This window comes from Streptomyces griseoaurantiacus (assembly GCF_036189845.1).
In the GTDB taxonomy this organism is placed as follows: Bacteria; Actinomycetota; Actinomycetes; order Streptomycetales; family Streptomycetaceae; genus Streptomyces; species Streptomyces griseoaurantiacus.
On the sequence record NZ_CP108326.1, the window covers coordinates 4252299 to 4277879 of the forward strand.

25 protein-coding genes are annotated in these 25581 nt (G+C 72.1%); 20 read left to right on the forward strand and 5 right to left on the reverse strand.

Annotated elements, in window-relative coordinates:
- Entirely contained in the window at positions 1 to 321 is a 321-nt protein-coding gene (locus OHB09_RS18940) for a DUF4229 domain-containing protein (protein ID WP_040894387.1), read from the forward strand.
- Positions 322 to 379: 58 nt separating this feature from the next.
- Positions 380 to 1048 (forward strand): TetR/AcrR family transcriptional regulator, encoded by a 669-nt coding sequence (locus tag OHB09_RS18945; protein WP_040894422.1) that lies wholly within the window; start codon positions 380 to 382, stop codon positions 1046 to 1048.
- On the opposite strand, the gene OHB09_RS18950 is transcribed toward OHB09_RS18945, so the two are convergent.
- Entirely contained in the window at positions 1045 to 1983 is a 939-nt protein-coding gene (locus OHB09_RS18950; RefSeq protein ID WP_191890832.1) for a MaoC family dehydratase, read from the reverse strand. The two genes, OHB09_RS18945 and OHB09_RS18950, sit on opposite strands and share 4 nt — an antisense overlap.
- A gap of 86 nt (positions 1984 to 2069) precedes the next feature.
- A complete protein-coding gene (locus OHB09_RS18955; RefSeq protein ID WP_328922289.1) occupies positions 2070 to 3428 on the reverse strand; it encodes a 3-oxoacyl-ACP reductase in 1359 nt (452 codons plus the stop codon).
- 399 nt (positions 3429 to 3827) lie between these two features.
- Between OHB09_RS18955 and OHB09_RS18960 the strand changes: the two genes are divergently transcribed.
- Positions 3828 to 5753, forward strand: a complete 1926-nt coding sequence (locus OHB09_RS18960; RefSeq protein WP_328923037.1) for an AMP-dependent synthetase/ligase — start codon at positions 3828 to 3830, stop codon at positions 5751 to 5753.
- Between the two features lie 151 nt (positions 5754 to 5904).
- Here OHB09_RS18960 and OHB09_RS18965 read toward each other — a convergent pair whose 3' ends face one another.
- Positions 5905 to 6108 carry a cold-shock protein gene (locus OHB09_RS18965; protein ID WP_030379745.1) on the reverse strand — a complete coding sequence of 68 codons (204 nt, stop codon included), beginning with the start codon at positions 6106 to 6108 and terminating at the stop codon, positions 5905 to 5907.
- 335 nt (positions 6109 to 6443) lie between these two features.
- Between OHB09_RS18965 and OHB09_RS18970 the strand changes: the two genes are divergently transcribed.
- The 5 genes from OHB09_RS18970 to OHB09_RS18990 all read left to right on the forward strand — a co-directional run bounded on the left by OHB09_RS18970 (position 6444) and on the right by OHB09_RS18990 (position 10899).
- Positions 6444 to 7289 carry a menaquinone biosynthetic enzyme MqnA/MqnD family protein gene (locus tag OHB09_RS18970; protein WP_006138896.1) on the forward strand — a complete coding sequence of 282 codons (846 nt, stop codon included), beginning with the start codon at positions 6444 to 6446 and terminating at the stop codon, positions 7287 to 7289.
- 65 nt (positions 7290 to 7354) lie between these two features.
- Positions 7355 to 8089 (forward strand): prepilin peptidase, encoded by a 735-nt coding sequence (locus OHB09_RS18975; protein WP_006138895.1) that lies wholly within the window; start codon positions 7355 to 7357, stop codon positions 8087 to 8089.
- 266 nt (positions 8090 to 8355) lie between these two features.
- Positions 8356 to 9555 (forward strand): cyclic dehypoxanthinyl futalosine synthase, encoded by a 1200-nt coding sequence (gene mqnC / locus OHB09_RS18980; protein ID WP_006138894.1) that lies wholly within the window; start codon positions 8356 to 8358, stop codon positions 9553 to 9555.
- 17 nt (positions 9556 to 9572) lie between these two features.
- On the forward strand, positions 9573 to 10172 hold the full coding sequence (locus OHB09_RS18985; protein ID WP_093593651.1) for an imidazolonepropionase-like domain-containing protein: 600 nt from the start codon (positions 9573 to 9575) through the stop codon (positions 10170 to 10172).
- 31 nt (positions 10173 to 10203) lie between these two features.
- Positions 10204 to 10899 carry a demethylmenaquinone methyltransferase gene (locus OHB09_RS18990; protein ID WP_006138892.1) on the forward strand — a complete coding sequence of 232 codons (696 nt, stop codon included), beginning with the start codon at positions 10204 to 10206 and terminating at the stop codon, positions 10897 to 10899.
- 66 nt (positions 10900 to 10965) lie between these two features.
- On the opposite strand, the gene OHB09_RS18995 is transcribed toward OHB09_RS18990, so the two are convergent.
- On the reverse strand, positions 10966 to 11298 hold the full coding sequence (locus OHB09_RS18995; RefSeq protein WP_006138891.1) for a PASTA domain-containing protein: 333 nt from the start codon (positions 11296 to 11298) through the stop codon (positions 10966 to 10968).
- 202 nt (positions 11299 to 11500) lie between these two features.
- Here OHB09_RS18995 and OHB09_RS19000 point away from each other — a divergent pair, with 202 nt between their 5' ends.
- The gene (locus OHB09_RS19000; RefSeq protein WP_006138890.1) at positions 11501 to 12790 is read left to right on the forward strand and encodes a geranylgeranyl reductase family protein; all 1290 of its coding nucleotides are present in this window, start codon (positions 11501 to 11503) and stop codon (positions 12788 to 12790) included.
- Positions 12791 to 13003: 213 nt separating this feature from the next.
- On the opposite strand, the gene OHB09_RS19005 is transcribed toward OHB09_RS19000, so the two are convergent.
- Positions 13004 to 13816 carry a C40 family peptidase gene (locus OHB09_RS19005; RefSeq protein WP_191854573.1) on the reverse strand — a complete coding sequence of 271 codons (813 nt, stop codon included), beginning with the start codon at positions 13814 to 13816 and terminating at the stop codon, positions 13004 to 13006.
- A 790-nt stretch (positions 13817 to 14606) separates the two neighbouring features.
- Here OHB09_RS19005 and OHB09_RS19010 point away from each other — a divergent pair.
- The 11 genes from OHB09_RS19010 to nuoK are packed head-to-tail and all read left to right on the forward strand — an operon-like array spanning position 14607 to position 25568.
- Positions 14607 to 14966 (forward strand): NADH-quinone oxidoreductase subunit A, encoded by a 360-nt coding sequence (locus OHB09_RS19010; RefSeq protein WP_003992243.1) that lies wholly within the window; start codon positions 14607 to 14609, stop codon positions 14964 to 14966.
- A gap of 13 nt (positions 14967 to 14979) precedes the next feature.
- Positions 14980 to 15534 carry a NuoB/complex I 20 kDa subunit family protein gene (locus OHB09_RS19015; RefSeq protein WP_006133126.1) on the forward strand — a complete coding sequence of 185 codons (555 nt, stop codon included), beginning with the start codon at positions 14980 to 14982 and terminating at the stop codon, positions 15532 to 15534.
- Positions 15531 to 16304: an NADH-quinone oxidoreductase subunit C gene (locus tag OHB09_RS19020; RefSeq protein ID WP_006138888.1), complete on the forward strand. Its 774-nt coding sequence runs from the start codon at positions 15531 to 15533 to the stop codon at positions 16302 to 16304. Before OHB09_RS19015 ends, OHB09_RS19020 begins: the two co-directional genes overlap by 4 nt.
- Positions 16301 to 17623, forward strand: coding sequence for an NADH-quinone oxidoreductase subunit D (locus OHB09_RS19025; RefSeq protein ID WP_167795151.1), 1323 nt, complete (start codon positions 16301 to 16303; stop codon positions 17621 to 17623). Before OHB09_RS19020 ends, OHB09_RS19025 begins: the two co-directional genes overlap by 4 nt.
- 32 nt (positions 17624 to 17655) lie before the next feature.
- Positions 17656 to 18516 (forward strand): NADH-quinone oxidoreductase subunit NuoE, encoded by an 861-nt coding sequence (nuoE, locus tag OHB09_RS19030; RefSeq protein WP_191854611.1) that lies wholly within the window; start codon positions 17656 to 17658, stop codon positions 18514 to 18516.
- A complete protein-coding gene (gene nuoF / locus OHB09_RS19035; protein ID WP_006138885.1) occupies positions 18513 to 19901 on the forward strand; it encodes an NADH-quinone oxidoreductase subunit NuoF in 1389 nt (462 codons plus the stop codon). Before nuoE ends, nuoF begins: the two co-directional genes overlap by 4 nt.
- The gene (locus OHB09_RS19040; RefSeq protein WP_191854571.1) at positions 19898 to 22411 is read left to right on the forward strand and encodes an NADH-quinone oxidoreductase subunit G; all 2514 of its coding nucleotides are present in this window, start codon (positions 19898 to 19900) and stop codon (positions 22409 to 22411) included. The genes nuoF and OHB09_RS19040 overlap by 4 nt, the downstream gene beginning before the upstream one ends.
- Entirely contained in the window at positions 22408 to 23787 is a 1380-nt protein-coding gene (gene nuoH / locus OHB09_RS19045; protein WP_006138883.1) for an NADH-quinone oxidoreductase subunit NuoH, read from the forward strand. The genes OHB09_RS19040 and nuoH overlap by 4 nt, the downstream gene beginning before the upstream one ends.
- Positions 23780 to 24421 (forward strand): NADH-quinone oxidoreductase subunit NuoI, encoded by a 642-nt coding sequence (gene nuoI / locus OHB09_RS19050; RefSeq protein WP_093593662.1) that lies wholly within the window; start codon positions 23780 to 23782, stop codon positions 24419 to 24421. Before nuoH ends, nuoI begins: the two co-directional genes overlap by 8 nt.
- Positions 24418 to 25272 (forward strand): NADH-quinone oxidoreductase subunit J, encoded by an 855-nt coding sequence (locus OHB09_RS19055; protein WP_328728754.1) that lies wholly within the window; start codon positions 24418 to 24420, stop codon positions 25270 to 25272. The genes nuoI and OHB09_RS19055 overlap by 4 nt, the downstream gene beginning before the upstream one ends.
- Positions 25269 to 25568 (forward strand): NADH-quinone oxidoreductase subunit NuoK, encoded by a 300-nt coding sequence (nuoK, locus tag OHB09_RS19060; RefSeq protein ID WP_006138880.1) that lies wholly within the window; start codon positions 25269 to 25271, stop codon positions 25566 to 25568. Before OHB09_RS19055 ends, nuoK begins: the two co-directional genes overlap by 4 nt.
- The last annotated feature ends 13 nt before the right edge of the window (positions 25569 to 25581 follow it).

The following is a 25581-nucleotide window of genomic DNA, read 5'->3' on the forward strand; positions in this document are numbered from 1 at the left end:
ATGCTCCGCTACACGCTGATGCGCCTTGGGATCTTCGCGGGCTGCCTCGTGGTCGTCTGGGGTCTCGTCTACTCCGGTGTCGTCCCGCGCGGACTCGGCGACTCCAACGGCATGTGGATCGCGCTGCTCGCGCTGGTGATCTCCGCGCCGATCAGCTTCGTGGTGCTGCGGGGCGAGCGGGACCGGGCCTCCGCGAGCGTGGTGCGCCGGGTGGACCGGATGAAGGCCAACCTGGACGCCAACCGCAGCCAGGAGGACGGCGCCGACGAGGCCCTGCGCTCCCGCGCCCAGTCGGCCCAGGCCCAGGAGCAGGCTTCCTGAACGCCCCGCCCGGGCCGCGCCCGGGCACCTGTGCGAGTTCTGCAATTACCCTGTGCTCATGGGCGAAGTGAAGAGCAAGCGGATGCCGCGGGCCGTGCGCGAGCGGCAGATGCTCGACGCGGCCGTCCGCACCTTCGGCCGGCGCGGCTACCGCGGCGCCTCCATGGACGAGATCGCCGACCTCGCCGGGGTCTCCAAGCCGCTCGTGTACCTGTACCTGAACTCCAAGGAAGACCTCTTCACCGCCTGCATCCGCCGGGAGGCGGCGGCGCTCACCGCCGCCGTGCGGGCCGGCGTGGACCCCACGCTCCCCGCCGACCGGCAGCTCTGGGAGGGGCTGCTGGCCTTCTTCACGCACACCGCGGAGAACCCGGACGGCTGGGCCGTGCTGCACCTCCAGGCCCGTACCACGGGTGAGCCCTTCGCCGCCGAGGTGCACGCGATGCGCGAGGAGATCGTCACGTTCGTCACGCAGCTCATCGGTGACGCCTCCCGGGCCGGCCGCCGCGACCGGGAACTGCCCCTGCAGGAGGCCGCCGCGCTCGCCGAGGCACTGGTCGGGGCCGCCGAGTCGCTCGCGGCCTGGGCCAACACGACCCCCGGCGTCCCGGCCCGGCAGGCCGCCGGCACGCTGATGAACTTCGCCTGGGCGGGGCTCGGCGGGCTGATGGAGGGCCGCCCGTGGACGCCCCCGGAGCGGGCGCAGATCCCGGTCGCGGCGGGTTAGGGCCCGTCCGACACGCCCTGGCCCTTCGGCCGTGGCGTGACCGTGCCCGTGAGGTGCGGCCGCTCGCCGGTGCGGAGCTGGAAGCCGCCGGTGCCGTCGGCCGCGTAGGTGACCGTGGCCGGGAGCAGCACCGGCGCCCTGAACTCCGCCCGTACCCGCACGGCGCCCTCGACGGGCTGCTCGGCCAGGCAGCGGGCGACCGTCCACATGCCGTGGGCGAGGGGCCGGGGGAAGCCGAACAGGCGGGCGCCGAGCGGGTGCAGATGGATCGGGTTGCGGTCGCCCGAGACGGCCGCGTACCGCCGTCCCACGTCCGGGCCCAGCCGCCACTCGGCGACGCCGGGGAGCGGGGGCGGGGCGGCGGGGCGCGCGGTGGCCCTCTCCGGGGCGGGGGTGCGGTGCCGGGCCAGATACGTGCTGCTCGACTCCCAGACGAGGCGGCCGCCGGCTCGCGCCCCGGTCACCACGACGGCCTCCGTGCCGCGCCGGTGCGGCCTCAACTCCTCGACCCGCACGGCCAGTTCGTAGGTGGTGTCGGTGCGCAGCGGATGTCGCTGGGTGGCCTCGAACGAGGTGTGCACGAGGCCGAGCAGCGGCAGCGGGAAGCCCCGGCCCGCCATCAGCCGCATCGCCAGGGGGAAGGCGAGCACATGGGGATAGGTCACGGGCAGCGCGTCGGAGCCGGTGGCGAACCCGCAGCTCCGCTCGTACGCGGCGAGCCGGTCGAGATCGATCCGCACCCCGGGCACCACCAGCCGCGTCGGGGGTGGCACGGCTCCGGGACGGGGCCGCCTCCGCAGGGGCGAGAGCAGCGCCCCGCGGGCGTAGGAGGGGAGGAGCGCGGGGGTGGAGGAGAGGAAGAGGTCCGGAGGGGCGGCGGGTGCGGTCGGGTCCGGGGGATCGGGGTGGCCGGGGGCGCTGCCGGTTCTCTGCACGGGGTCTCCGGGGACGTCGGGGCGGGTACGCGGGGGAGGGTGCGGGGCCGAGGAAGGATGGGGGAGTGGGCGGGGCCGGCGGGGTGTCAGGCGCCCAGCAGGCTCTGCCCGCAGACCCGTACGACCTGCCCGTTGACCGCGCCGGAGGCCGGGTGGGCGAGCCAGGCGGTGGTCTCGGCGACGTCCTGCGGCAGGCCGCCCTGGCCGAGGGAGGTCATCCGGCGGCCCGCCTCGCGGATCAGCAGCGGGACGGCGGCCGTCATGGCGGTCTCGATGAAGCCGGGTGCGACCGCGTTGACCGTCACCCCGTGCGCTGCCCTGGCCACGGGCGCCAGTGCGCGGACCATCCCGACGATGCCCGCCTTGCTGGTGGCGTAGTTGGTCTGGCCGGTGTTGCCGGCGATCCCGGAGATCGAGGCGGTGGCCACGACGCGGCCGCCCCGCCGCAGCACTCCCTCGCCGAGCAGCGCGTCCGTGGTGCGCAGGACGCTGCCCAGGTTGACGTCGAGGACCGCGTTCCAGCGATCGGCGGACATGTTGGCCAGCCGACGGTCCCGGGTGATGCCCGCGTTGTGCACGAGCACGTCGAGCCCGTCGGGGAGCGCCCCGCCGATCCGGGCGGCCGCGTCCGGCGCGGTGATGTCCAGGGCCAGCGGGTCGCCGCCGACGGAGGCCGCGACCCGGTCGAGATCCGCGCCGGCGGACGGCACGTCCAGGCAGACGACCCTGGCGCCGTCCCGGGCGAGCGTGCGCACCAGCGCCTCGCCGATCCCGCGGGCGGCACCGGTGACGAGGGCGGTGCGCCCGGCGAGCGGGCGGTCGCGGTCGACCTCGGCGAGGCACTGGTTCGCCCCCTCCGGCTCCCCGACCTCGATCACCTGTCCGTCGACGTAGGCGGACTTGGGCGAGAGCAGGAAACGGAGCGTGGACTCGGCGGCCGCGGGGTCGGTCAGCCTCAGGAGGTTGACGGTCCGGCCGCCGCCGATCTCCTTGCCGAGGGAGCGCACGAAGCCCTCCAACCCCTGCTGCACCGCCGACTGGTGGGGGTCGGCGGGGTCGAGCGGGGCGCCCAGCACCAGCACCCGGCCGCTCGGGGCGAGGGACCGCACGCGGGGGTGCAGCGCGGCGTGCACTTCGGCGAGTTCCTCGACGGTGCGCACGCCGGTGGCGTCCAGGACGAGGGCGGCGGGCCGGGAGGCGGCGCCCCCGGCGGGCGCCCCGCCGGGGACGGCCGGGGGGCCGCCGAGGAGCGGGAGGCCGGTGCGGGCGAGCACGGGTTCGAGGGCGAGGTGCGGCTCTCCGGCCGACAGGAGCAGCAGGGGGCCGTCCAGCGAGGGGTATTGCGGCGACCACCGGTGGAGCGGGACCGGGCGGGGCAGTCCGAGCCGGCGGGTGAGGAAGCGGCCGGGCGCGGTGGCGGCGAGGCGCAGATAACGGTCGGCCATGGGCGGGCTGCTCCCAGCGGGGTCGGCGGCGGGGGTGCGCGGTACTTGCTCGGGCGTCAGGTTACCGGCGGTAAGGTGCTGCGCGAAACGGCGTGGCGAAGGGAAGGGGAGGTGCACGGACGAACGCACACACCCCCGGCGCCGGACGCCCCCCGAAACACCACAAGGTCCACACCGGGGCGCAATACGATCACGAACGCGACGCCGGTGACGCCTCCCGTGCCCGGCCGCGGCACGTCCCGCGGGTGAACGCATCGGCCCCCGCGGCCCGTACCCGCACCCGGAAGAGGTGCCTCGTCGCCGAACGCCCAGGAGCCGCCCGTGTCCACCCCGCACCCCGCCTCGCCCGTGTCCGCCGCCCGCCCCGGCCCGTACGACGCCGCCACGGGCCCGTCCGCCATGCCGCCCGCCCCGGACCCCGACCGCGTCCGGGGCGCCGGACCCGTGCTGGTCGAGCCGGAGCTCAAGCGGCTGGACGGCGTCGTGCGCGAGGCGGCGGTGCCGCCGCTGGCCGCCCCGGTCACCCACGGCTCGCTGGCCGACATCCCCTTCGACAACGCCTCCGCCGCCCCGGACGCACCCGTCCTGCGACGCCGTACGGCCGCCGCGGGCGGCTCCGGCCGCTGGAGCGACGTGCCGGCGGCGCGCTTCGCCGAGGAGGTGCTCGCGGTCGCCAAGGGGCTGATCGCCGAGGGGCTCGGGCCGGGCGACCGCATCGCCGTCATGGCCCGCACGACGTACGAGTGGACCCTGCTGGACTTCGCCGCCTGGGCGGCGGGCCTCGTCACCGTGCCGGTCTACCCCACCTCCTCGCCCTTCCAGGCCCGCTGGATCCTCCAGGACTCCGGCGCCGTGGCCCTGGCCACCGAGACGACCGCGATGGCCGCCGCCCTCGGCCCCGAACGCGACCGGCTTCCCGACCTGCACCACCTCTGGGTCCTCGACAAGGGCCACCTCGACCGGCTCGCGGAACTGGGCCGCGCGGTGCCCGACCAGGAGGTCGCCGTCCGGCGGGGCGTCCTCGGCCCGGACTCGCTGGCCACCCTCGTCTACACCTCCGGCACCACCGGGCGGCCCAGGGGCTGCGCCCTGACCCACGGCAACTTCCTCGCCGAGGTCGACAACGCGGTCGAACTCCTCCACCCCGTCTTCCGGGCGCAGCACAGCGAGGAACCCTCGGTCCTGCTGTTCCTGCCGATGTCGCACGTCTTCGGACGGATGGTCGCCGTCGCCTGCCTGCGTGCCCGCGTCACCCTCGGCCACGCGCCGAGCCTGCGCACCGAGGACCTGCTGGCGGACCTGGCCGGCTTCCGGCCGACGTGTCTGCTCGCCATCCCGTACATGCTGGAGAAGGTCTTCCACTCGGCCCGGGCGAAGGCCGAGTCGGGCGGCCGGGCCTCCTCCTTCGACCGGGCCGCCGCCGTGGCCGAACGGTACGGGGAGGCGACCGAGGCCCGGCAGCACGGCAGCGGCAGCGGCCCCGGCCGGGGGCTGCGGACCGCCCGCGCGCTCTACGACCCCCTGGTCTACCGCCGCATCCGCGCCGCGATGGGCGGCAGGGTCCGGTACATCATCTGCGGCGGCTCCCCGCTCGGCCGCCGGCTCGCCGCGTTCTACGCCGGCGCCGGCATCCAGATCTTCGAGGGGTACGGCCTGACCGAGACGACCGGGGCGGCCACGGTGACGCCTCCGCTGCGGCCTCGGCTCGGCACCGTCGGCTGGCCGCTGCCGGGCACACGGGTGCGGATCGCGGCCGACGGCGAGATCCTCCTCGCCGGTGCACAGGTGTTCCGGGGCTACTGGGACCCGCACGCCGGCGGGCTCGTCCCGGGCACCGTCGACGGCTGGCTGCCGACCGGGGACCTCGGCGCCCTCGACGACGAGGGCCACCTGACGATCACCGGCCGCAAGAAGGAGATCCTGATCACCGCGGGCGGCAAGAACGTGGCCCCGGCCCCGCTGGAGAACTGGCTCCGCTCGCACCCGCTGATCTCCCAGTGCATGCTGCTCGGCGACCGCCGCCCGTTCGTCGCCGCGCTGCTCACCCTGGACCCGGACGGCATCACCCACTGGCGCCGCATGAACGGCAAGCACGCAGTCCCGGCGGAACTCCTCCTGGACGACCCCGAGCTGCACGCGGTCCTGCAGCGCGCGGTCGACGAGGCCAACCGCCTGGTCTCCCGCCCCGAGTCCATCCGCCGTTTCCGCGTCCTCCCGGGCGGCTTCACCGAGGCGGCGGGCCATCTGACCCCGTCGATGAAACTCCGCCGCGCACAGATCTCCCAGGACTACGCCCGGGAGATCGAGGAACTGTACGCGCTCTGAAGGGCCCGGACGGGTCGGGAACCATGAGCCCCCACGACCGGCCGTTGGGGCACCTCCGGCCACCGGGGGCGAAAAAGGCAGGAGCCCCCGCGCCGAAGGCGCAAGGGGCTCCTTGGGTACTGCTCGTCGGGTCCGGATCGGGCCGAGGAACCTACATGGGGGTGACGTTCTCCGCCTGCGGGCCCTTCGGACCCTGCGTGACGTCGAAGCTCACCTGCTGGTTCTCCTCAAGCGAACGGAAGCCGTTCGCGTTGATCGCGGAGTAGTGGACGAAGACGTCCGGGCCGCCGCCTTCCTGGGCGATGAAACCAAAGCCCTTTTCGGCGTTGAACCACTTCACGGTTCCGGTAGCCATAAGCCCTCCTTGGGCCCAAAGGGTCGCCCTGCTCCAGAACCCTGCGATTGTGAAAACTCAATGCCGCACAACTGCATACGTCTGAAAACGACGAGAGCCCGCGGTCACATGCTCCGCAGGCTCTGTACTGCAAGGGAAACCAAACTGCAACTTGCGGCGAGCCTAGCACGCGGGCACCGGGATGCAACAGGGATCAAGATCACGTCACCCGGATGTTTGAACACCCTCGTGGAGGGGTTGACCCGGGAGGCCCGAAATCTCGCCCCGTCCCAGGCCGGACCGGGTGCCGGACCCCCCGGAACCGGGCTCCGGCGGACGGGGTCTAGTCTCGCGATGTGGACAATTCTCGCATCCGGCCGCGCGTCGGCCACATCCAGTTCCTGAACTGCCTGCCTCTCTACTGGGGGCTCGCGAGAACCGGGACGCTCCTCGATTTCGAGCTGACCAAGGACACTCCCGAGAAGCTCAGCGAGCGGCTGGTCGCGGGCGAACTCGACATCGGTCCCATCACCCTCGTCGAGTACCTGAAGAACGCCGACGACCTCGTCGCGTTCCCCGACATCGCGGTGGGCTGCGACGGCCCGGTGATGTCCTGCGTGATCGTCTCCCAGGTGCCGCTGGAGCAGCTGGACGGCGCCCGCGTCGCCCTCGGCTCCACCTCCCGCACCTCCGTGCGGCTCGCGCAGCTCCTGCTCGCCGAGCGGTTCGGCGTCCGGCCGGAGTACTACACCTGCCCGCCCGACCTCGCCCTGATGATGCGGGAGGCCGACGCCGCCGTCCTCATCGGCGACGCGGCGCTGCGGGCCAACCTCCACGACGGCCCCAAGTACGGCCTGGCCGTGCACGACCTGGGCGCGCTGTGGAAGGAGTGGACGGGACTGCCGTTCGTCTTCGCGGTGTGGGCGGCCCGCAAGGACTACCTGGAGCGCGAGCCGGAGCTGACCCGCCAGGTGCACCAGGCCTTCCTCGCCTCCCGCAACCTCTCCCTGGAGGAGGTCGGCAAGGTCGCCGAACAGGCCGCCCGCTGGGAGGCCTTCGACGCCGAGGTGCTGGAACGGTACTTCACGACGCTGGACTTCCGTTTCGGCGGCCCGCAGCTCGAGGCGGTCGCGGAGTTCGCGCGCCGGGTGGGCCCGACCACGGGCTTCCCGGCGGACGTGAAGGTCGACCTGCTCGACTGAGCCCCGCCCCGGCCGCCCGTACCCCCGCGGCGCCGCCCCCGGGCGCCCGCCCGGAGCTCTACTGTGTGGGCGTGGATGCCGTGGGGTGGGCGGTCGTGGGTGTGTCCGGTCTGTGGGGGGCGGGCGCGGGAGCGTTCGTGCCCCGGCTCGCGTACCGGCTGTCGGTGGCGGCCGGCGAGCCCTGGCGCGACCGGTGTCCCGAGGGGCACCGCATCGGCGGCTGGCTCGGCCCGGCGCGCTGCCCCGAGGGCGGGGCGTACGGTCCCGGGAGCGCCCTGGTGTGCGCCGTGACCGCGCTGGCGTGCGCGGCGCTCGCGCTCGCCACCGGAGCCCGTCCCGAACTCGCCGTGTGGCTGCTGCTCGCCCCCGCCGGGGTGCTGCTGACGATCGTCGACTTCCGGGTCCAGCGGCTGCCGGACGTGCTCACCCTCCCGCTCGCCGCCCTCGCCCCCGCCCTGCTGGGCGCCGCGGCCGTCCTGCCCGAGCACGCGGGCCACTGGCGCACCGCGCTGCTCGGCGCGCTCGTCCTGGGCGCCGGGTACTTCCTGCTGTTCCTCATCAACCCCGACGGCATGGGCTTCGGCGACGTCAAGCTCGCCCTCGGCCTCGGCGCCGTGCTCGGCTGGTACGGCTGGGGCACGGTGGTGCTCGGCACCTTCGCCGGCTTCCTCCTCGCCGGCCTCTACGGCCTCGCCCTCGTCGTCACCCGAAGGGCCACCCGCCGCACGGCCATCCCGTTCGGCCCCTTCCTGCTCGCGGGCGCGTACGCGGGGCTCCTGATGGGCGCGTACGCCGCCTAGGGCCTTTCGTTTGGATCAGGCCGGCTGGGAGGCGCGGTACGTCCTCGGCCGACCCGAGCGGGGTCCGGTGCGTGCGGCTGCAAGGCGGAGGAGGGCGCCAGGGCGGAGCCCTGGCAACCGACGACAACGCCGCAGAGGCGCGTGCCGGACCCCGCGACGCCGGGATGATCCAAACGAGAGGCCCTAGGCCACCCGGAATGCCCCAGGGGCCCCTGGCGTACGCTGGACCGGTCCGCCCCCACCCCTGGACGAAAGGGACACCCCCGGTGACCGAGAAGGCCGACCTTCAGCCCGTCCTCGACCGTGCCGCCGCGGGTGGACGCATCACCCCCGAAGAGGCCCTCGCCCTCTACCGCGACGCCCCGCTGCACGCGCTGGGCGCCGCCGCCGACTCGGCCCGCCGCCTCAAGTACGCCGGCATCGAGCACATCGCCACGTACATCATCGAGCGGAACATCAACTACACGAACGTCTGCGTGACGGCGTGCAAGTTCTGCGCCTTCTACGCGGCCCCCAAGGACACCGCCAAGGGCTGGACGCGCGACCTCGACGACATCCTGCGCCGCTGCGCGGAGACCGTCGAACTGGGCGGCACGCAGATCATGTTCCAAGGCGGCCACCACCCCGACTACGGCGTCGAGTACTACGAGAAGCACTTCGCGGCCATCAAGAAGGAGTTCCCGCAGCTCGTCATCCACAGCCTGGGGGCGAGCGAGGTCGAGCACATGGCCCGCATCTCGGGGGTGTCCGTCGAGGAGGCCGTCACCCGCATCCACGCGGCCGGCCTCGACTCCTTCGCCGGTGCCGGCGCCGAACTGCTCCCCGAGCGGCCGCGCAAGGCGATCGCCCCGCTGAAGGAGTCCGGCGAGCGCTGGCTGGAGATCATGGAGACCGCGCACAGGCTGGGCGTGGAGTCCACCTCCACGATGCTGATGGGCACGGGCGAGACGAACGCCGAGCGCATCGAGCACCTGCGCATGATCCGTGACGTGCAGGACCGCACGGGCGGCTTCCGCGCGTTCATCCCGTACACCTACCAGCCCGAGAACAACCACCTGAAGGGCCGCACCCAGGCCACGCTCTTCGAGTACCTGCGGATGATCGCCATCGCCCGCCTCTTCCTGGACAACGTCCGGCACATCCAGGGCTCCTGGCTGACCACCGGCAAGGAGGTCGGCCAGCTCTCCCTGCACTACGGCGCGGACGACCTCGGCTCGATCATGCTGGAGGAGAACGTCGTCTCCTCGGCCGGCGCCAAGCACCGCTCCAACCGCCTGGAGATCATCGACCTGATCCGCAAGGCGGGCCGGGTCCCGGCGCAGCGCGCCACGACCTACGAGCACCTCGTCGTGCACGAGGACCCGGCGAACGACCCGGTCGACGAGCGGGTCGTCTCGCACATCTCCTCCACCGCCATCGAGGGCGGCACGGCGCACCCGGAGCTGAAGCTCCTGCCCGCCAACTAGCCGGCCCGGTACCGACGGTGCTGACGATCCACGTCGCCGAGGCCTCGCCCGGGGCCGCCGTGCTGGTCGAGGGCGCGCACCTCGCCGCCCTCGGCCCGTACGAGGAACTGGCCGCCGCCCACCCGGCCGCCCGGGTGCGGCGCTGGCCCGGCATCCTCACCCCCGGGCTGCTCAACCCCCACGGCCCGGAGCTGCTGGAGCGCACCTACCACCCCGACCCGCGCGAGGCGGACCGGCTCGGCACCGAGCCGGTGACCGGGGAGCGCGCGCGGGCCCTGCTCGCCGCCGGCCCGTCCGCGCGGGGTGCCAGCGCCCGCCGCGGGGTGCAGCGCCTGCTGGCGCACGGCACGGTCGCCCTCGCCGGTGAGCTGCGCGGCCGCGAGGCCCTGGACGCGGTGCGCCGGGCCGGACTCGCCCTCGCGCCGCGCCCGGTCGCGCCGCCCGGGACCCCGGCGCTCTCCCCGAGGCCCCTCGTGCTGCTCCCGGCCCTCGCCGCCGGGGGACCCGCGCGCTTCGCGGTGTTCGACGTGCCCGACCGGGAGGCCCTCGTGCGCGAGGGCGCGGCCACCTGCGTGGTCACCGTCCTCGGCGGCCGCATGGTGCACCGGCGCGCGTAGGCGGCCGGAACCCGCCTGCCACAATGGGTCCGTGACCCGAGCCAGCCTGGACAAGCAGCCGCACGAAGTCGCCTCGATGTTCGACGACGTCGCGGAACGGTACGACCTCACCAACGACGTGCTCTCCCTCGGCCAGGACCGGCGGTGGCGCAAGGAGGTCGCGAAGGCGGTCGACGCGCGGCCCGCGCAGAAGGTCCTCGACCTCGCCGCCGGCACGGGCACCTCCTCGCTGCCCTTCGCCCGCACCGGCGCCTACGTCGTGCCCTGCGACTTCTCCCTCGGCATGCTCCAGGTCGGCAAGCGCGACCGCGGCTGGCTGCCCTACACGGCCGGCGACGCGACCCGGCTCCCCTTCAAGGACGACGTGTTCGACGCCGTCACCATCTCCTTCGGGCTGCGCAACGTGCAGGACACGGACGCCGCGCTGCGCGAGCTGTACCGGGTGACGAAGCCCGGCGGCCGGGTCGTCATCTGCGAGTTCTCGCACCCCACGTGGGCGCCGTTCCGCACCGTCTACACCGAGTACCTGATGCGGGCGCTGCCGCCGGTGGCCCGCTCGGTGTCCTCCAGCCCCGACGCCTACGTCTACCTCGCCGAGTCCATCCGCGCCTGGCCCGACCAGTCCGCCCTGGCCGCGCGGCTGACCGGGGCCGGCTGGTCGAAGGTGGCCTGGCGCAATCTGACGGGCGGGGTGGTGGCACTGCACCGGGGCTTCAAGGCGGAGTGAACCCGCTTCCGGGCATGGTGGTCCGGGGGCCGGGTCCCGTCCGTGGCCCGGCCGCACCCGCGGACCTCACCGGATGAACAGGGACTCTCCCGGCTCGTCCAGTTCGCGCCGTATCCCGCCGGGCGGCGGGACCGGGCGCCGCGGCTCCCGTACGCCGCCGCCCCCCTCGCCCTCGCCGAACTCGAACCAGACGGTGACCACGGCGCCGCGCGGGACCTCGGTGCCGGGCGGCGGGTACTGGCGGACCACGTAGTCCACCACGGTCGTCATGGCGAAGTCCGGCCGGTCGGGCGCGGAGAGCAACACGCCCCGCGCGGCGGCACTCTCCCGGGCGTCCACGGCCATCAGCCCGACGAGGCGCGGGACCCGCACCTCGGGCGTTTCGGGTGTTATTCGCACGGCTGTCACCCCCAGCGGTACGCCCAGGGTACGCACGGCGGGGGCCCGGCCGGAAGCGCCCGACACCGTTCCGTGACAGATCGTCACGGAGGGTGAGGGATGTGCCCGCGCCCCTCGGCGGTTTCGGCCAACGCCCCTGAATAGACTGCCCCTGTCCACCGCCGAGCCCCGGCATTCCACCCTCGAGCCTCGGGGAGACCACGTGACCGAGCCCCAGCCCCTCACCGAACACACCGCCGATGTGATCGTCGTCGGGGCCGGACCAGCCGGTTCCACCACCGCCTACTACCTCGCCAAGGCCGGCCTCGACGTCCTGCTCCTCGAGAAGACCGCCTTCCCCCGCGAGAAGGTCTGCGGCGACGGCCTCACCCCGCGCGCCACCAAGCAGCTCGTCGCCATGGGCATCGACATCTCCGAGGAGGCCGGCTGGCTCCGCAACAGGGGCCTGCGCATCATCGGCGGCGGCGTCCGCCTCGAACTGGACTGGCCGGACCTCGCCAGCTACCCGGACTACGGACTCGTCCGCAAGCGCGACGACTTCGACGAGCAGCTCGCCCGCCAGGCCCAGAAGGCCGGCGCCCGCCTGTACGAGCGCTGCAACGTGGGCGCCCCGATCGTCGACGACCGCACCGGCCGCATCACCGGCGTGCACGCGAAGCTCGGCGAGGAGAAGAAGGAAGTCACCTTCCACGCCCCCCTCGTGGTCGCCGCCGACGGCAACTCCACCCGGCTGTCCCTCGCGATGGGCCTGCACCGCCGCGAGGACCGCCCGATGGGCGTCGCCGTCCGCACCTACTTCACCTCGCCCCGCCACGACGACGACTACCTGGAGTCCTGGCTGGAACTGTGGGACCGCCGCGGCCCCCAGGACCGGCTGCTGCCGGGCTACGGCTGGATCTTCGGCATGGGCGACGGGACGAGCAACGTGGGCCTCGGCGTGCTGAACACCTCCGCCGCCTTCAAGGAGCTCGACTGGCGCGAGATCCTCAAGGCCTGGTGCGCCTCGATGCCGGAGGACTGGGGCTACACCCCGGACAACATGACGGGCCCGATCCGCGGCGCCGCCCTCCCGATGGCGTTCAACCGGCAGCCGCACTACACCAAGGGCCTGCTGCTGGTCGGCGACGCGGGCGGCCTGGTCAACCCGTTCAACGGCGAGGGCATCGCGTACGCGATGGAATCGGGGCAGATCGCCGCCGACGTCATCGTGCAGGCGCACGCCCGGGCGACGCCCGCGCAGCGCGAGATCGCGCTGCGCCGCTACCCGCAGGTCCTGAAGGACACCTACGGCGGCTACTACAACCTCGGCCGCGCCTTCGTGAAGCTGATCGGCAACCCGAAGGTCATGCAGATCGCCACGCAGCGGGGCCTGACCCACCCGGTGCTGATGAAGTTCACCCTCAAGCTCCTCGCCAACCTCACGGACCCCACGGGCGGCGACGCGATGGACCGCATCATCAACGGCCTGTCGAAGGTGGCCCCGAAGGCGTAGGACGACTCAAGCCCCCCAGGGGGCGCAGGAAGCCCTCCGAGGGGCCCTCAGCGGCTCGCGGAGGGCTTCCTGGTGTCCGGGGCGCCCGAGGGGGCCGCGGGCGGCACAGCGGAAGCCACCGCCCGTGGGGAGGGGCGGTGGCTTCCGGCCGTATGGATCATGTGCGCGCCCTGCGGCGCGTTCCGGGTGGTGCGGGGTGTGCGGGGGGACCGCTCAGAGCACGCGCACCGCACCGCTCGGCGGGTCGTACGAGAGCGGACGCTCGACGACACCGGTGGACGAGTTCTGCGCGCCGACGAACATGCCGTTCCCGACGTACACGCCCACGTGGTAGGCGCTGCCCGCGCTGCCCCAGTACAGGATGTCGCCCGGCTGCAGGTTGCTCAGCGAGACCTGGGTGCCGGCCGTCGACTGGGACTGCGAGACGCGCGGCAGGCTGATGCCCACCTGCTTGAAGGCGGTCTGCACGAGACCGGAGCAGTCGTAGGCCGAGGGGCCGGTGGCGCCGGAGACGTAGGCCTTGCCGACCTGCGCCTTGACGAAGGAGACGACCGCCGCCGCGGAGCCGGTGGCCGTGGACGAGGACGTGCTGCTGCCCGACGAGGCGGGCGTGGCCAGTGTGGTGCGGTCCGAGGAGCGGGAAGCGGCCTCGGCGGTCTTGCGCGCGGCCTCCGCCTTGCGCTTGGCCTCGGCCTTGGCCTTCGCCTCCTTCTTGGCGTCGGCGAGGTCGGCCTTGGCCTCCTTGGCGGCCTTCTCGGCGGCCGCGTCGCGCTCGGCCCGCAGCTGGTAGTTGGCCGCCGCCTGCTGGGTGGCGTCCGCGGACTGCGCGATCTGCTGGGCGAGATCGGCCGTGAGCGTGGGCAGCTCCAGCGTCTGCGTCACCGGCTCGGCCGCGCTGGCCTGGGCCGAGGCACCGGCCACGGCCAGGGTGCTGAGCACACCACCGGCGACTCCGGCCCGCACCGCGACCGAGGACGCGTTGCGGCGGGGCTTCCGGTGGCTTCGTATGTGAGCGGTGTGGGACATGGGTCTAAGCGGTACCAGGGGCTCCTCCATACCTTCAAGAAACGTGTGCTCCGCCACAGTTGTTCAATCGAGACCTGAATTTCCCCCGAGCCGCCCCCCATTGACGCCGTAACGGGCATAGCGGGCGCAGTCGATCAAGCCCGTGATCATGGTCTTTCGTTCGTTCGCCCGAATTGCCCCGCACCTACCACCGGTTGAGACAGTTGGCCAAGCCCGGTTCCTGAGCACCCCTCGCTACTGTGATGCAGGTCACACCTAGGGGGAGGGGGTGGAGGGCCTGGGGGTCGCGCATGTCCGGACTCCGGCCGGGAGTGCCCGTAATGGACGCCCGGCGGAGCGGCGCCGCTCGTGAATACGCGCACATGTCCGGGTCCGTCACCATTGCGGGCGCCTTCTCCCCCGTCCGTGCGAACGCCCCCCTCTATCAAGGGATCTGGCGTCGCGCCAATTTGCCCTGGACGGTGGCGCCTTGATAGAGGGGTCGACGCTGTGACCTGCGCGGACGAGCGGAAATATCAGCTCTTGGTGATCGTCCGGACGCTTCGCGTACGAAGATCACCGCTCATCCGACTTCATGATCGTTCGCCAGGTGGTGGAGATCACAAAGTCCATGCTGACCCCCGTGTCGCAGATCACAGACCCCCGGGCATAGGATGCGGGGCAGTTGGGCTTGTGACCTGCTTCACATGAACGCGATCTTCGTCGGAACTGGTGGGGAGAGCGGGAACGGTGGGAGGCCGCCGGCCCGGCGCAACCGCCAGTCAGTGCCGACTGAGAGGAGCGAGGAGCGGTGAACGCGTATGCGCCCATCCTCGTACTGGGAGCCCTCGGGGCAGGCTTTGCGATCTTCTCCGTGGTCATGGCCACGCTGATCGGTCCGAAGCGGTACAACCGCGCCAAGCTCGAGGCCTACGAGTGCGGAATCGAGCCGACCCCCACGCCGGCCGGCGGCGGGCGTTTCCCCATCAAGTACTACCTGACGGCGATGCTCTTCATCGTCTTCGACATCGAGATCGTCTTCCTCTATCCCTGGGCCGTCACCTTCGACGCCCTGGGGATTTTCGGGCTCGTGGAGATGCTGCTCTTCGTGCTCACCGTCTTCGTCGCGTACGCGTACGTATGGCGGCGCGGCGGCCTGGAATGGGACTGAGGGGCCAAAGGACATGGGACTCGAAGAAAAGCTGCCGAGCGGCTTCCTGCTGACCACCGTCGAGCAGGCCGCGGGCTGGGTGCGCAAGTCGTCGGTGTTCCCGGCGACCTTCGGACTGGCCTGCTGCGCCATCGAGATGATGACCACCGGGGCCGGCCGCTACGACCTGGCGCGCTTCGGCATGGAGGTCTTCCGCGGCTCGCCGCGCCAGGCCGACCTGATGATCGTCGCGGGCCGGGTCAGCCAGAAGATGGCGCCCGTGCTGCGGCAGGTCTACGACCAGATGCCGAACCCCAAGTGGGTGATCTCCATGGGCGTCTGCGCCTCCTCGGGCGGCATGTTCAACAACTACGCGATCGTCCAGGGCGTCGACCACGTCGTCCCGGTCGACATCTACCTGCCGGGCTGCCCGCCGCGCCCCGAGATGCTGATGGACGCGATCCTCAAGCTCCACCAGAAGATCCAGAGCTCCAAGCTCGGCGTGAACGCCGAGGAGGCGGCCCGCGAGGCGGAGGAGGCGGCGCTCAAGGCCCTGCCCACGATCGAGATGAAGGGGCTGCTGCGATGAGCGATGCGCAGAACACGTCGGGTGACGCGAAGGCCGCCGGAGCCCCGGACGTGCCCAACCCCGAGAAGGAGCTCTCCGCCGAGAACCTCCCCGGCCGGCGCGGCGAGGGCGGCGAGGAGATCCGCGTCCAGCGCGGCATGTTCGGCGCCGACAACGGCGGCGACACCTCCGGTTACGGCGGCCTCGTCCGCTCCATCCGGCTCCCCGGCCCCACGAACCGCCCCTACGGAGGCTGGTTCGACGAGGTGGCCGACGAACTGGAGGGCGCCCTGGAGGAACAGGGCCTGGTCCCCGGCAACGTCATCGACCGCACGATCGTCGACCGCGGGGAACTGACCTTCCACATCGAGCGCGAGTTCCTGCCCGCCGTCGCGAAGACCCTGCGCGACGACCCGGCGCTCCGCTTCGAGCTGTGCACCGGGGTGAGTGCCGTGCACTACCCGGGGGACAAGGGCCGCGAGCTGCACGCCGTCTACCACCTGCGCTCGCTCACCCACAACCGGCTGATCCGGCTGGAGGTCAGCGCCCCCGACGCCGACCCGCACATCCCCTCGCTCGTCGCCGTCTACCCGACCAACGACTGGCACGAGCGCGAGGCGTACGACTTCTTCGGCATCGTCTTCGACGGCCACCCCGCGCTGACGCGGATCATGATGCCGGACGACTGGCAGGGCCATCCCCAGCGCAAGGACTATCCCCTCGGCGGCATCCCCGTCGAGTACAAGGGCGCCCAGATCCCGGCTCCGGACCAGCGGAGGTCGTACTCGTGAGCACACAGTCGGCATCAGCACGTGAGACCACCGAGGGCACCGTCTACACGGTGACCGGCGGCGACTGGGACGAGGTCGTCCAGACCGCCGCGAAGTCCGACGACGAACGCATCATCGTCAACATGGGCCCCCAGCACCCGTCCACGCACGGCGTGCTCCGGCTCATCCTGGAGATCGACGGCGAGACGGTCACCGAGGCCCGCTGCGGCATCGGCTACCTGCACACCGGCATCGAGAAGAACCTCGAGTACCGGACGTGGACCCAGGGCACCACGTTCGTGACGCGCATGGACTACCTGACGCCCTTCTTCAACGAGGCCGCCTACTGCCTCGCCGTGGAGAAGCTCCTCGGCATCGAGGACCAGGTACCCGACCGCGCCACGATCATCCGCGTGCTCCTCATGGAGCTCAACCGGCTCTCCTCGCACCTGGTGGCCATCGCCACCGGCGGCATGGAGCTGGGCGCGACCACGATCATGATCTACGGCTTCCGTGATCGTGAACTCATTCTCGACATCTACGAACTCATCACCGGCCTGCGCATGAACCACGCGTTCATCCGCCCCGGCGGACTCGCCCAGGACCTGCCGCCCGGCGCGGTCGACCAGATCCGCGAGTTCGTGAAGAAGATGCGCAAGAACCTCCCGGAGTACGACAAGCTCGCCACCGGGAACCCCATCTTCAAGGCCCGCATGCAGGACGTCGGCTACCTCGACCTGGCCGGCTGCATGGCCCTCGGCGCCACCGGACCGATCCTGCGCTCCACCGGTCTGCCGCACGACCTGCGCAAGTCGCAGCCCTACTGCGGCTACGAGACGTACGACTTCGACGTCCCCACCGCCGACACCTGCGACTCCTACGGCCGCTTCCTGATCCGCCTGGAGGAGATGCGCCAGTCGCTCAGGATCGTCGAGCAGTGCCTGGACCGGCTCCAGCCCGGCCCGGTCATGGTCGCCGACAAGAAGATCGCCTGGCCCGCGCAGCTCGCCCTGGGGCCGGACGGCCTGGGCAACTCCCTGGACCACATCAAGAACATCATGGGCACCTCCATGGAGGCCCTGATCCACCACTTCAAGCTGGTGACCGAGGGCTTCCGCGTCCCGCCGGGACAGGCCTACGTGGCCATCGAGTCGCCCAAGGGCGAACTCGGGGCGCACGTCGTCTCCGACGGCGGCACCCGCCCCTACCGGGTCCACTTCCGCGACCCGTCCTTCACCAACCTGCAGGCCATGGCGGCGATGTGCGAGGGCGGCCAGGTCGCCGACGTCATCGTCGCCGTGGCGTCCATCGACCCCGTGATGGGAGGCGTCGACCGGTGACCACCACCCCTTCGAAGGGCGTTGGCCTGGGCATGCCCGAGCTGCCCGCGCCCCCCTACCCGGACGACGTCCACGCCCGGCTGGAGCGGGACGCGCGCGAGATCATCGCCCGCTACCCCGACTCCCGTTCCGCCCTCCTGCCGATGCTGCACCTCGTGCAGTCGGAGGAGGGGTACGTCACCCGCACCGGCATGCGGTTCTGCGCCGAACTGCTCGGCCTCACCACCGCCGAGGTCACCGCGGTCGCCACCTTCTACTCCATGTACCGGCGCCGGCCGAGCGGCGACTACCAGGTCGGCGTCTGCACCAACACGCTGTGCGCGGTCATGGGCGGCGACGCCATCTACTCCGCGCTCCAGGAGCACCTCGGCGTCGGCAACGGCGAGACCACCGACGACGGCAAGGTCACCCTGGAGCACATCGAGTGCAACGCGGCCTGCGACTTCGCCCCGGTCGTGATGGTCAACTGGGAGTTCTTCGACAACCAGACGGTGGAGAGCGCCAAGCGCCTCGTCGACGAGCTGCGCGAGGGGGCCGAGGTCTCCCCGACCCGCGGCGCCCCCCTGTGCACCTTCAAGGAGACCGCCCGCATCCTGGCGGGCTTCCCCGACGAGCGCGAGGGCGCCGTCTCGGCCTCCGGCGGCGCCGGCCACGCCTCGCTGACCGGCCTGCGCCTGGCCAAGGGGGAGACCGCCGCGCCCCGCGTGGTCCACCCGCGCGAGGGCGCGACCCACGAGACCCCGGGGGACCGGCCCTCGGACCGGGCGCCCGGGAACGCGGCGCCGCACGACCCGTCGCCGGGCGAGCACCTCAGCTCGCACGACGCGCCCGAGGCCACATCGGCGTCCGACCCGGCCCACCCGTCGGGTCCCGTCGCCGAGGAGGGGGAGTGATGACCTTGGCAGCCGAGGACGGCGGCACCGCCCGCCCGCACACGTTCGAGGACGGCGCGGAGACGAGCCCCGAGAAACTGCTCGCACCCGTACTGTCGGCCTTCTGGGACGAGGACGAGTCCTGGACGCTGGACGTCTACCGCAGGCACGAGGGGTACGAGGGACTCCGCAAGGCGCTCGCGATGTCGCCGGACGACCTCATCGCCTACGTCAAGGAATCCGGACTCCGCGGCCGCGGCGGCGCCGGCTTCCCCACCGGGATGAAATGGCAGTTCATCCCCCAGGGAGACGGCAAGCCCCACTATCTCGTTGTCAACGCCGACGAGTCGGAGCCCGGGACCTGCAAGGACATCCCGCTCCTCTTCGCCAATCCGCACAGCCTCATCGAGGGCATCGTCATCGCGTGCTACGCCATCAGGTCCTCGCACGCGTTCATCTATCTGCGGGGCGAGGTCGTTCCCGTGCTGCGGCGGCTGCACGAGGCCGTCCGCGAGGCCTACGCCGCCGGCTACCTCGGCAAGGACATCCTGGGCAGCGGACTCGACCTCGAACTCACCGTGCACGCCGGCGCCGGCGCGTACATCTGCGGTGAGGAGACCGCGCTGCTCGACTCGCTCGAAGGCCGCCGCGGCCAGCCGCGGCTGCGTCCCCCCTTCCCCGCCGTCGCGGGCCTCTACGCGTGCCCCACTGTGGTGAACAACGTCGAGTCGATCGCCTCGGTTCCCGCCATCCTGAAAAACGGCAAGGACTGGTTCAGGTCCATGGGCAGCGAGAAGTCGCCCGGCTTCACGCTGTACTCGCTCAGCGGCCACGTCACGAGCCCCGGCCAGTACGAGGCGCCGCTCGGCATCACCCTGCGCCAGCTCCTCGACATGAGCGGCGGGATGCGCCCCGGCCACCGGCTCAAGTTCTGGACCCCGGGCGGCTCCTCCACGCCGATGTTCACCGAGGAACACCTCGACGTGCCCCTCGACTACGAGGGCGTGGGCGCCGCCGGCTCCATGCTCGGCACCAAGGCCCTGCAGTGCTTCGACGAGACGACCTGCGTCGTGCGCGCCGTCACCCGCTGGACCGAGTTCTACGCCCACGAGTCCTGCGGCAAGTGCACACCCTGCCGCGAGGGGACGTACTGGCTCGTGCAGTTGCTGCGCGACATCGAGGCCGGCAAGGGCGTCATGTCCGACCTCGACAAGCTGAACGACATCGCCGACAACATCAACGGCAAGGCCTTCTGCGCCCTCGGCGACGGTGCCGCCTCCCCGATCTTCTCCTCCCTGAAGTACTTCCGCGCGGAGTACGAGGAGCACATCACGGGCCGCGGCTGCCCCTTCGACCCCGCCAGGTCGACCGCCTGGGCGGACCAGCACACGGAGGTGCACGCATGACCGTGACCACGAACGCGCCCTCGGGCGGCGGAGAGGCCGCGGTGCCCCCGGAGGACCTCGTCACGCTGACGATCGACGGCATCGAGCTCAGCGTGCCCAAGGGCACCCTGGTGATCCGCGCCGCCGAGCAGCTCGGCATCGAGATCCCCCGCTTCTGCGACCACCCCCTGCTCGACCCGGCGGGTGCCTGCCGGCAGTGCATCGTCGAGGTCGAGGGCCAGCGCAAGCCGATGGCCTCCTGCACCATCACGTGCACCGACGGAATGGTGGTGAAGACCCAGCTGACCTCGCCCGTCGCCGAGAAGGCGCAGAAGGGGATGCTGGAGTTCCTGCTCATCAACCACCCCCTGGACTGCCCCGTCTGCGACAAGGGCGGCGAGTGCCCGCTGCAGAACCAGTCGATGTCGCACGGCCACGCCGACTCCCGCTTCGACGGGAAGAAGCGCACCTACGAGAAGCCGGTGCCGATCTCCACCCAGGTGCTGCTCGACCGCGAGCGGTGCGTGCTGTGCGCGCGCTGCACCCGCTTCTCCAACCAGGTCGCCGGCGACCCGATGATCGAACTGATCGAGCGGGGCGCGCTCCAGCAGGTCGGCACCGGCGAGGGCGACCCGTTCGAGTCGTACTTCTCCGGCAACACCATCCAGATCTGCCCGGTCGGCGCGCTCACCTCGGCCGCCTACCGGTTCCGCTCCCGCCCCTTCGACCTGGTGTCGTCCCCCTCGGTGTGCGAGCACTGCTCCGGCGGCTGCGCCACCCGCACCGACCACCGGCGCGGCAAGGTCATGCGGCGCCTAGCTGGCAACGACCCCGAGGTCAACGAGGAGTGGATGTGCGACAAGGGGCGCTTCGCGTTCCGCTACGCACAGCAGCCCGACCGGCTGACCACCCCCCTGGTGCGCAACGCCGAGGGTGTCCTGGAGGCCGCCTCCTGGCCCGAGGCGCTCGACGCCGCCGCGAAGGGCCTGCGGGCCGCCCGCGGCAGCGCCGGCGTGCTGACCGGCGGCCGGCTCACGGTGGAGGACGCCTACGCGTACAGCAAGTTCGCGCGCGTGGCACTGGACACCAACGACATCGACTTCCGCGCCCGCGTGCACAGCGCGGAGGAGGCCGACTTCCTGGCCTCCCGGATCGCCGGCCGCGGCCACAGCCTCGACGGTACGGGCGTCACGTACACCGCCCTGGAGAAGGCGCCCGCCGTGCTCCTCGTCGGGTTCGAGGCCGAGGAGGAGGCGCCCGGCGTCTTCCTGCGACTGCGCAAGGCCTGGCGGAAGCACGGACAGCGGGTCTTCGCCCTGGCCACCCACGCCACGCGGGGCCTTCGGAAGGCGGGCGGCACCCTGCTGCCGGCCGCGCCGGGCACCGAGACCGAGTGGCTGGACGCGCTGGCCGGCGGCGTCGGCCTGGAGGGCGACGGTGTCACGGCGGCCGAGGCACTGCGCGCCGAGGGTGCCGTCATCCTCGTCGGCGAGCGGCTGGCCGCGGTGGCCGGCGGGCTCACCGCCGCCGTACGGGCCGCCTCCGCGACCGGCGCCCGGCTGGTGTGGATCCCGCGCCGGGCCGGGGAGCGCGGCGCCGTCGAGGCGGGCGCGCTGCCCTCGCTGCTGCCGGGCGGCCGCCCGGCCACCGACCCCCGCGCCCGCGAGGAGGTCGCCGCCGCCTGGGGCGTCGCCGCCCTCCCGCACCGCTACGGCCGCGACACCGGGCAGATCGTGGAGGCCGCCGCCGCGGGCGAACTGCGCGCCCTGGTCGTCGCGGGCGTCGAGGTCGAGGACCTGCCCGACCCGACCCGCGCCCGGGCCGCCCTGGACGAGGTGGGCTTCCTGGTCTCCCTGGAGCTGCGGCCCAGCGAGGTCACCGCGCGCGCCGACGTCGTCCTGCCGGTCGCCGCGGTCGTCGAGAAGGCGGGCACCTTCCTCAACTGGGAGGGCAGGGCACGCCCCTTCGAGGCCGCGCTCAAGCCCGACCAGATGACCCGCCGCCTGGCCCCCGCCGACGCCCGGGTGCTGCAGATGCTCGCCGACGCCATGGACGTCCACCTGGGCCTGCCGGATCTGCGCACCACCCGCGCCGAACTGGACCGGCTCGGCGCCTGGGACGGCACCCGCGCCTCCGACCCGGTCGAGGTGGCGGTCCCGCTGCCGCGTCCGGCCGCCGGGGAGGCCGTCCTCGCCGGTCACCGGCTGCTGCTCGACCGGGGCCGGCTGCAGGAGGGCGACGAGGCCCTGGCCGGCACCCGGCACGCCGCCCACGCCCGCCTCTCGCCCGCCACGGCCGCCGAGGCGGGCGTCAAGGAGGGCGACCTGCTCGCCGTCACCGGCCCGGCCGGGACCACCGCGCTGCCGCTGGAGATCACCGAGATGCCCGACCGGGTGGTCTGGCTCCCGCTGAACTCCACCGGTGGGGGCGTCGCCTCCGACGCCGGGGCGCTGCCCGGCGCCCTCGTCCGCATCGGCCCGGCGGTCCCCGCCGCCGCCCCGAAGGAAGACCCGAAGGAGGTGGAGGCGTGACCGGGTACTTCGCCGCCGACGACCTGTCGATGTTCGGCACCGACCCGTGGTGGCTGGTCGTCGTCAAGGCGGTCTTCTGTTTCGCCTTCCTGATGGTGACCGTGCTGTTCTCCATCGTCTGGGAACGCAAGGTCGTCGCCTGGATGCAGCTGCGCATCGGCCCCAACCGGCACGGCCCCTGGGGCATGCTCCAGTCGCTCGCCGACGGCATCAAGCTGATGCTCAAGGAGGACCTCGTCGTCAAGCGCGCGGACAAGGTGGTGTACGTCCTCGCGCCGATCGTGGCGGCCATCCCCGCCTTCATGGCGATCGCGGTCATCCCCTTCGGGCCGGCCGGCAACGAGGTCTCGATCTTCGGCCACCGCACCGCGATGCAGCTCACCGACCTGCCGATCGCGATGCTCTACATCCTCGCGGTCGCCTCGGTCGGCATCTACGGCATCGTCCTGGCCGGCTGGAGCTCGGGATCGACGTACCCGCTCCTCGGCGGTCTGCGCTCGGCCGCGCAGATGATCTCCTACGAGATCGCCATGGGCGCCGCCTTCGCCTCGGTCTTCCTGTACTCGGGCTCCATGTCGACGTCCACGATCGTGGAACAGCAGCAGGACCGCTGGTACATCCTGCTGCTGCCGGTCTCCTTCATCCTCTACATCGTCACCATGGTGGGCGAGACCAACCGCGCCCCCTTCGACATGCCGGAGTCCGAGGGCGACCTGGTCGGCGGCTTCAACACCGAGTACTCCTCGATCAAGTTCGCGATGTTCATGCTCGCCGAGTACGTCAACATGGTGACCGTCTCGGCCGTGTCCACCACGCTCTTCCTGGGCGGCTGGCGGGCACCCTGGCCGATCAGCACCTTCTGGGAGGGCGCGAACCACGGCTGGTGGCCGATGCTCTGGTTCGTCGTCAAGGTGCAGCTCCTGCTGTTCTTCTTCATCTGGCTGCGCGGCACGCTGCCCCGTGTGCGCTACGACCAGCTGATGAAGCTCGGCTGGAAGGTCCTCATCCCGGTCTCCGTGGTCTGGCTGATGCTCGTCGCCACCGTGCGCGCGCTCCGCAACGAGAACTACGGCTTCACCGACATCGCCCTGTACGTCGCCGGCGGCGTCCTCGCGCTGCTGCTCCTCTCCTTCCTCGTCGACATGTTCCGCGACAAGGGCAAGCGGGGGCAGGAGCAGGAGGCCGCGGCGGAGCAGACCGCCTTCGACCCGATGGCGGGCGGATTCCCCGTGCCGCCGCTGCCCGGACAGTCGCTGCCGCCGGTACCCAGGCGCCGCCCGAGCCGGGAGCGGGAGCTGATTGTCAGTGGCGGGTCCGATACTGCGAGTGACGAATCCCCTGCGACGCGTGACGGAAAGGAGGCGTCCGATGGCTGACGAGCGCAAGGACACCGATCCCGGTTTCCTCAACCCGGTGGCCGGCTTCGGCGTGACCTTCAAGGCCATGTTCAAGAAGCGGCTGACCGAGCAGTACCCGGAGCAGGAGAAGACCACCGCCCCGCGGTTCCACGGCCGGCATCAGCTCAACCGCCATCCGGACGGGCTGGAGAAGTGCGTGGGCTGCGAACTGTGCGCCTGGGCCTGCCCCGCCGACGCCATCTACGTGGAGGGCGCCGACAACACCGACGAGGAGCGCTACTCGCCGGGCGAGCGGTACGGCCGCGTCTACCAGATCAACTACGCCCGCTGCATCCTGTGCGGCCTGTGCATCGAGGCGTGCCCCACCCGGGCGCTCACGATGACCAACGAGTTCGAACTGGCCGACTCCAGCCGCGCCAACCTCATCTACACCAAGGAACAGCTCCTCGCCGGTCTCGAGGAGGGCATGGTCGACAGCCCGCACGCGATCTACCCCGGCACCGACGAGCAGGACTACTACCGCGGTCTGGTGACCAGGGCGGCGCCCGGCACGGAGCGCCAGGTGGCCGTCTCCAAGGGGGAGGCGCCCCAGGAGGCCGCCGACACCTTCGGCCCGGACGAGCCGGCCTCGCAGGAGGTGATCGGCCGATGACCCCGCTCGCCACCCCGGCCGCCCCCCTGACGGACGGCCTCACGCTCGCGGCGTACTCCACGTCCACCGGCGAGGCCGTCCAGTTCTGGATCCTCGGCACGGTCGCCGTGATCGGCGCCCTGTGCACGGTGTTCATGCGGCGGGCCGTGCACAGCGCGCTCTCGCTGGCCGGCACCATGATCGTCCTGGCGGTGTTCTACCTCGCCAACGGCGCCTACTTCCTGGGCATCGTGCAGATCGTCGTCTACACCGGCGCGATCATGATGCTGTTCCTGTTCGTCGTGATGCTCGTCGGCGTCACGGCCGCGGACTCCCTCAAGGAGACGATCAAGGGCCAGCGCTGGCTCGCCCTGCTGTGCGGGCTCGGCTTCGGCGTCCTGCTGCTCGCCGGCATCGGCAACGCCTCGCTCACCCAGTTCGACGGCCTGAGCGAGGCCAACGCCCCGGGCAACGTGCAGGGCCTGGCCGCGCTGATCTTCACCAAGTACGTCTTCGCCTTCGAGATCACCGGCGCCCTGCTCATCACGGCCGCCGTCGGCGCCATGGTGCTCACCCACCGGGAGCGCACCGAGCGGGCCCTCACCCAGCGCGAGATGTCCGAGCGGCGCGTCCGCGAGGGCACGCACCTGCCGCCGCTGCCCGCCCCCGGCGTCTACGCCCGGCACAACGCGGTGGACATCGCCGGTCTGCTGCCCGACGGCACCCCCTCCGAACTGACCGTCAACCCGACGCTGCGCGAGCGCGGTCAGGTCCGTGACGTGTCGCGGGAGGCGCTCGGCGACCTGAAGGCCCTGGAACAGCGCTCCGAGGAACGCCTGGAGCGCACGAGGAGCGGGGAGGGCACACAGTGAATCCCGTCAACTACCTGTATCTCGCCGCCCTGTTGTTCACGATCGGCGCCACCGGCGTGCTGATCAGGCGCAACGCGATCGTGCTGTTCATGTGCATCGAGCTGATGCTCAACGCCTGCAACCTGGCGTTCGTCACCTTCTCCCGGATGCACGGCAATCTCGACGGCCAGATCATCGCCTTCTTCACGATGGTCGTCGCCGCCGCCGAGGTCGTGGTCGGCCTCGCGATCATCGTGTCGCTGTTCCGTTCCCGCCACTCGGCCTCGGTCGACGACGCCAGCCTGATGAAGCTGTAAGGGGTCGGAAGAA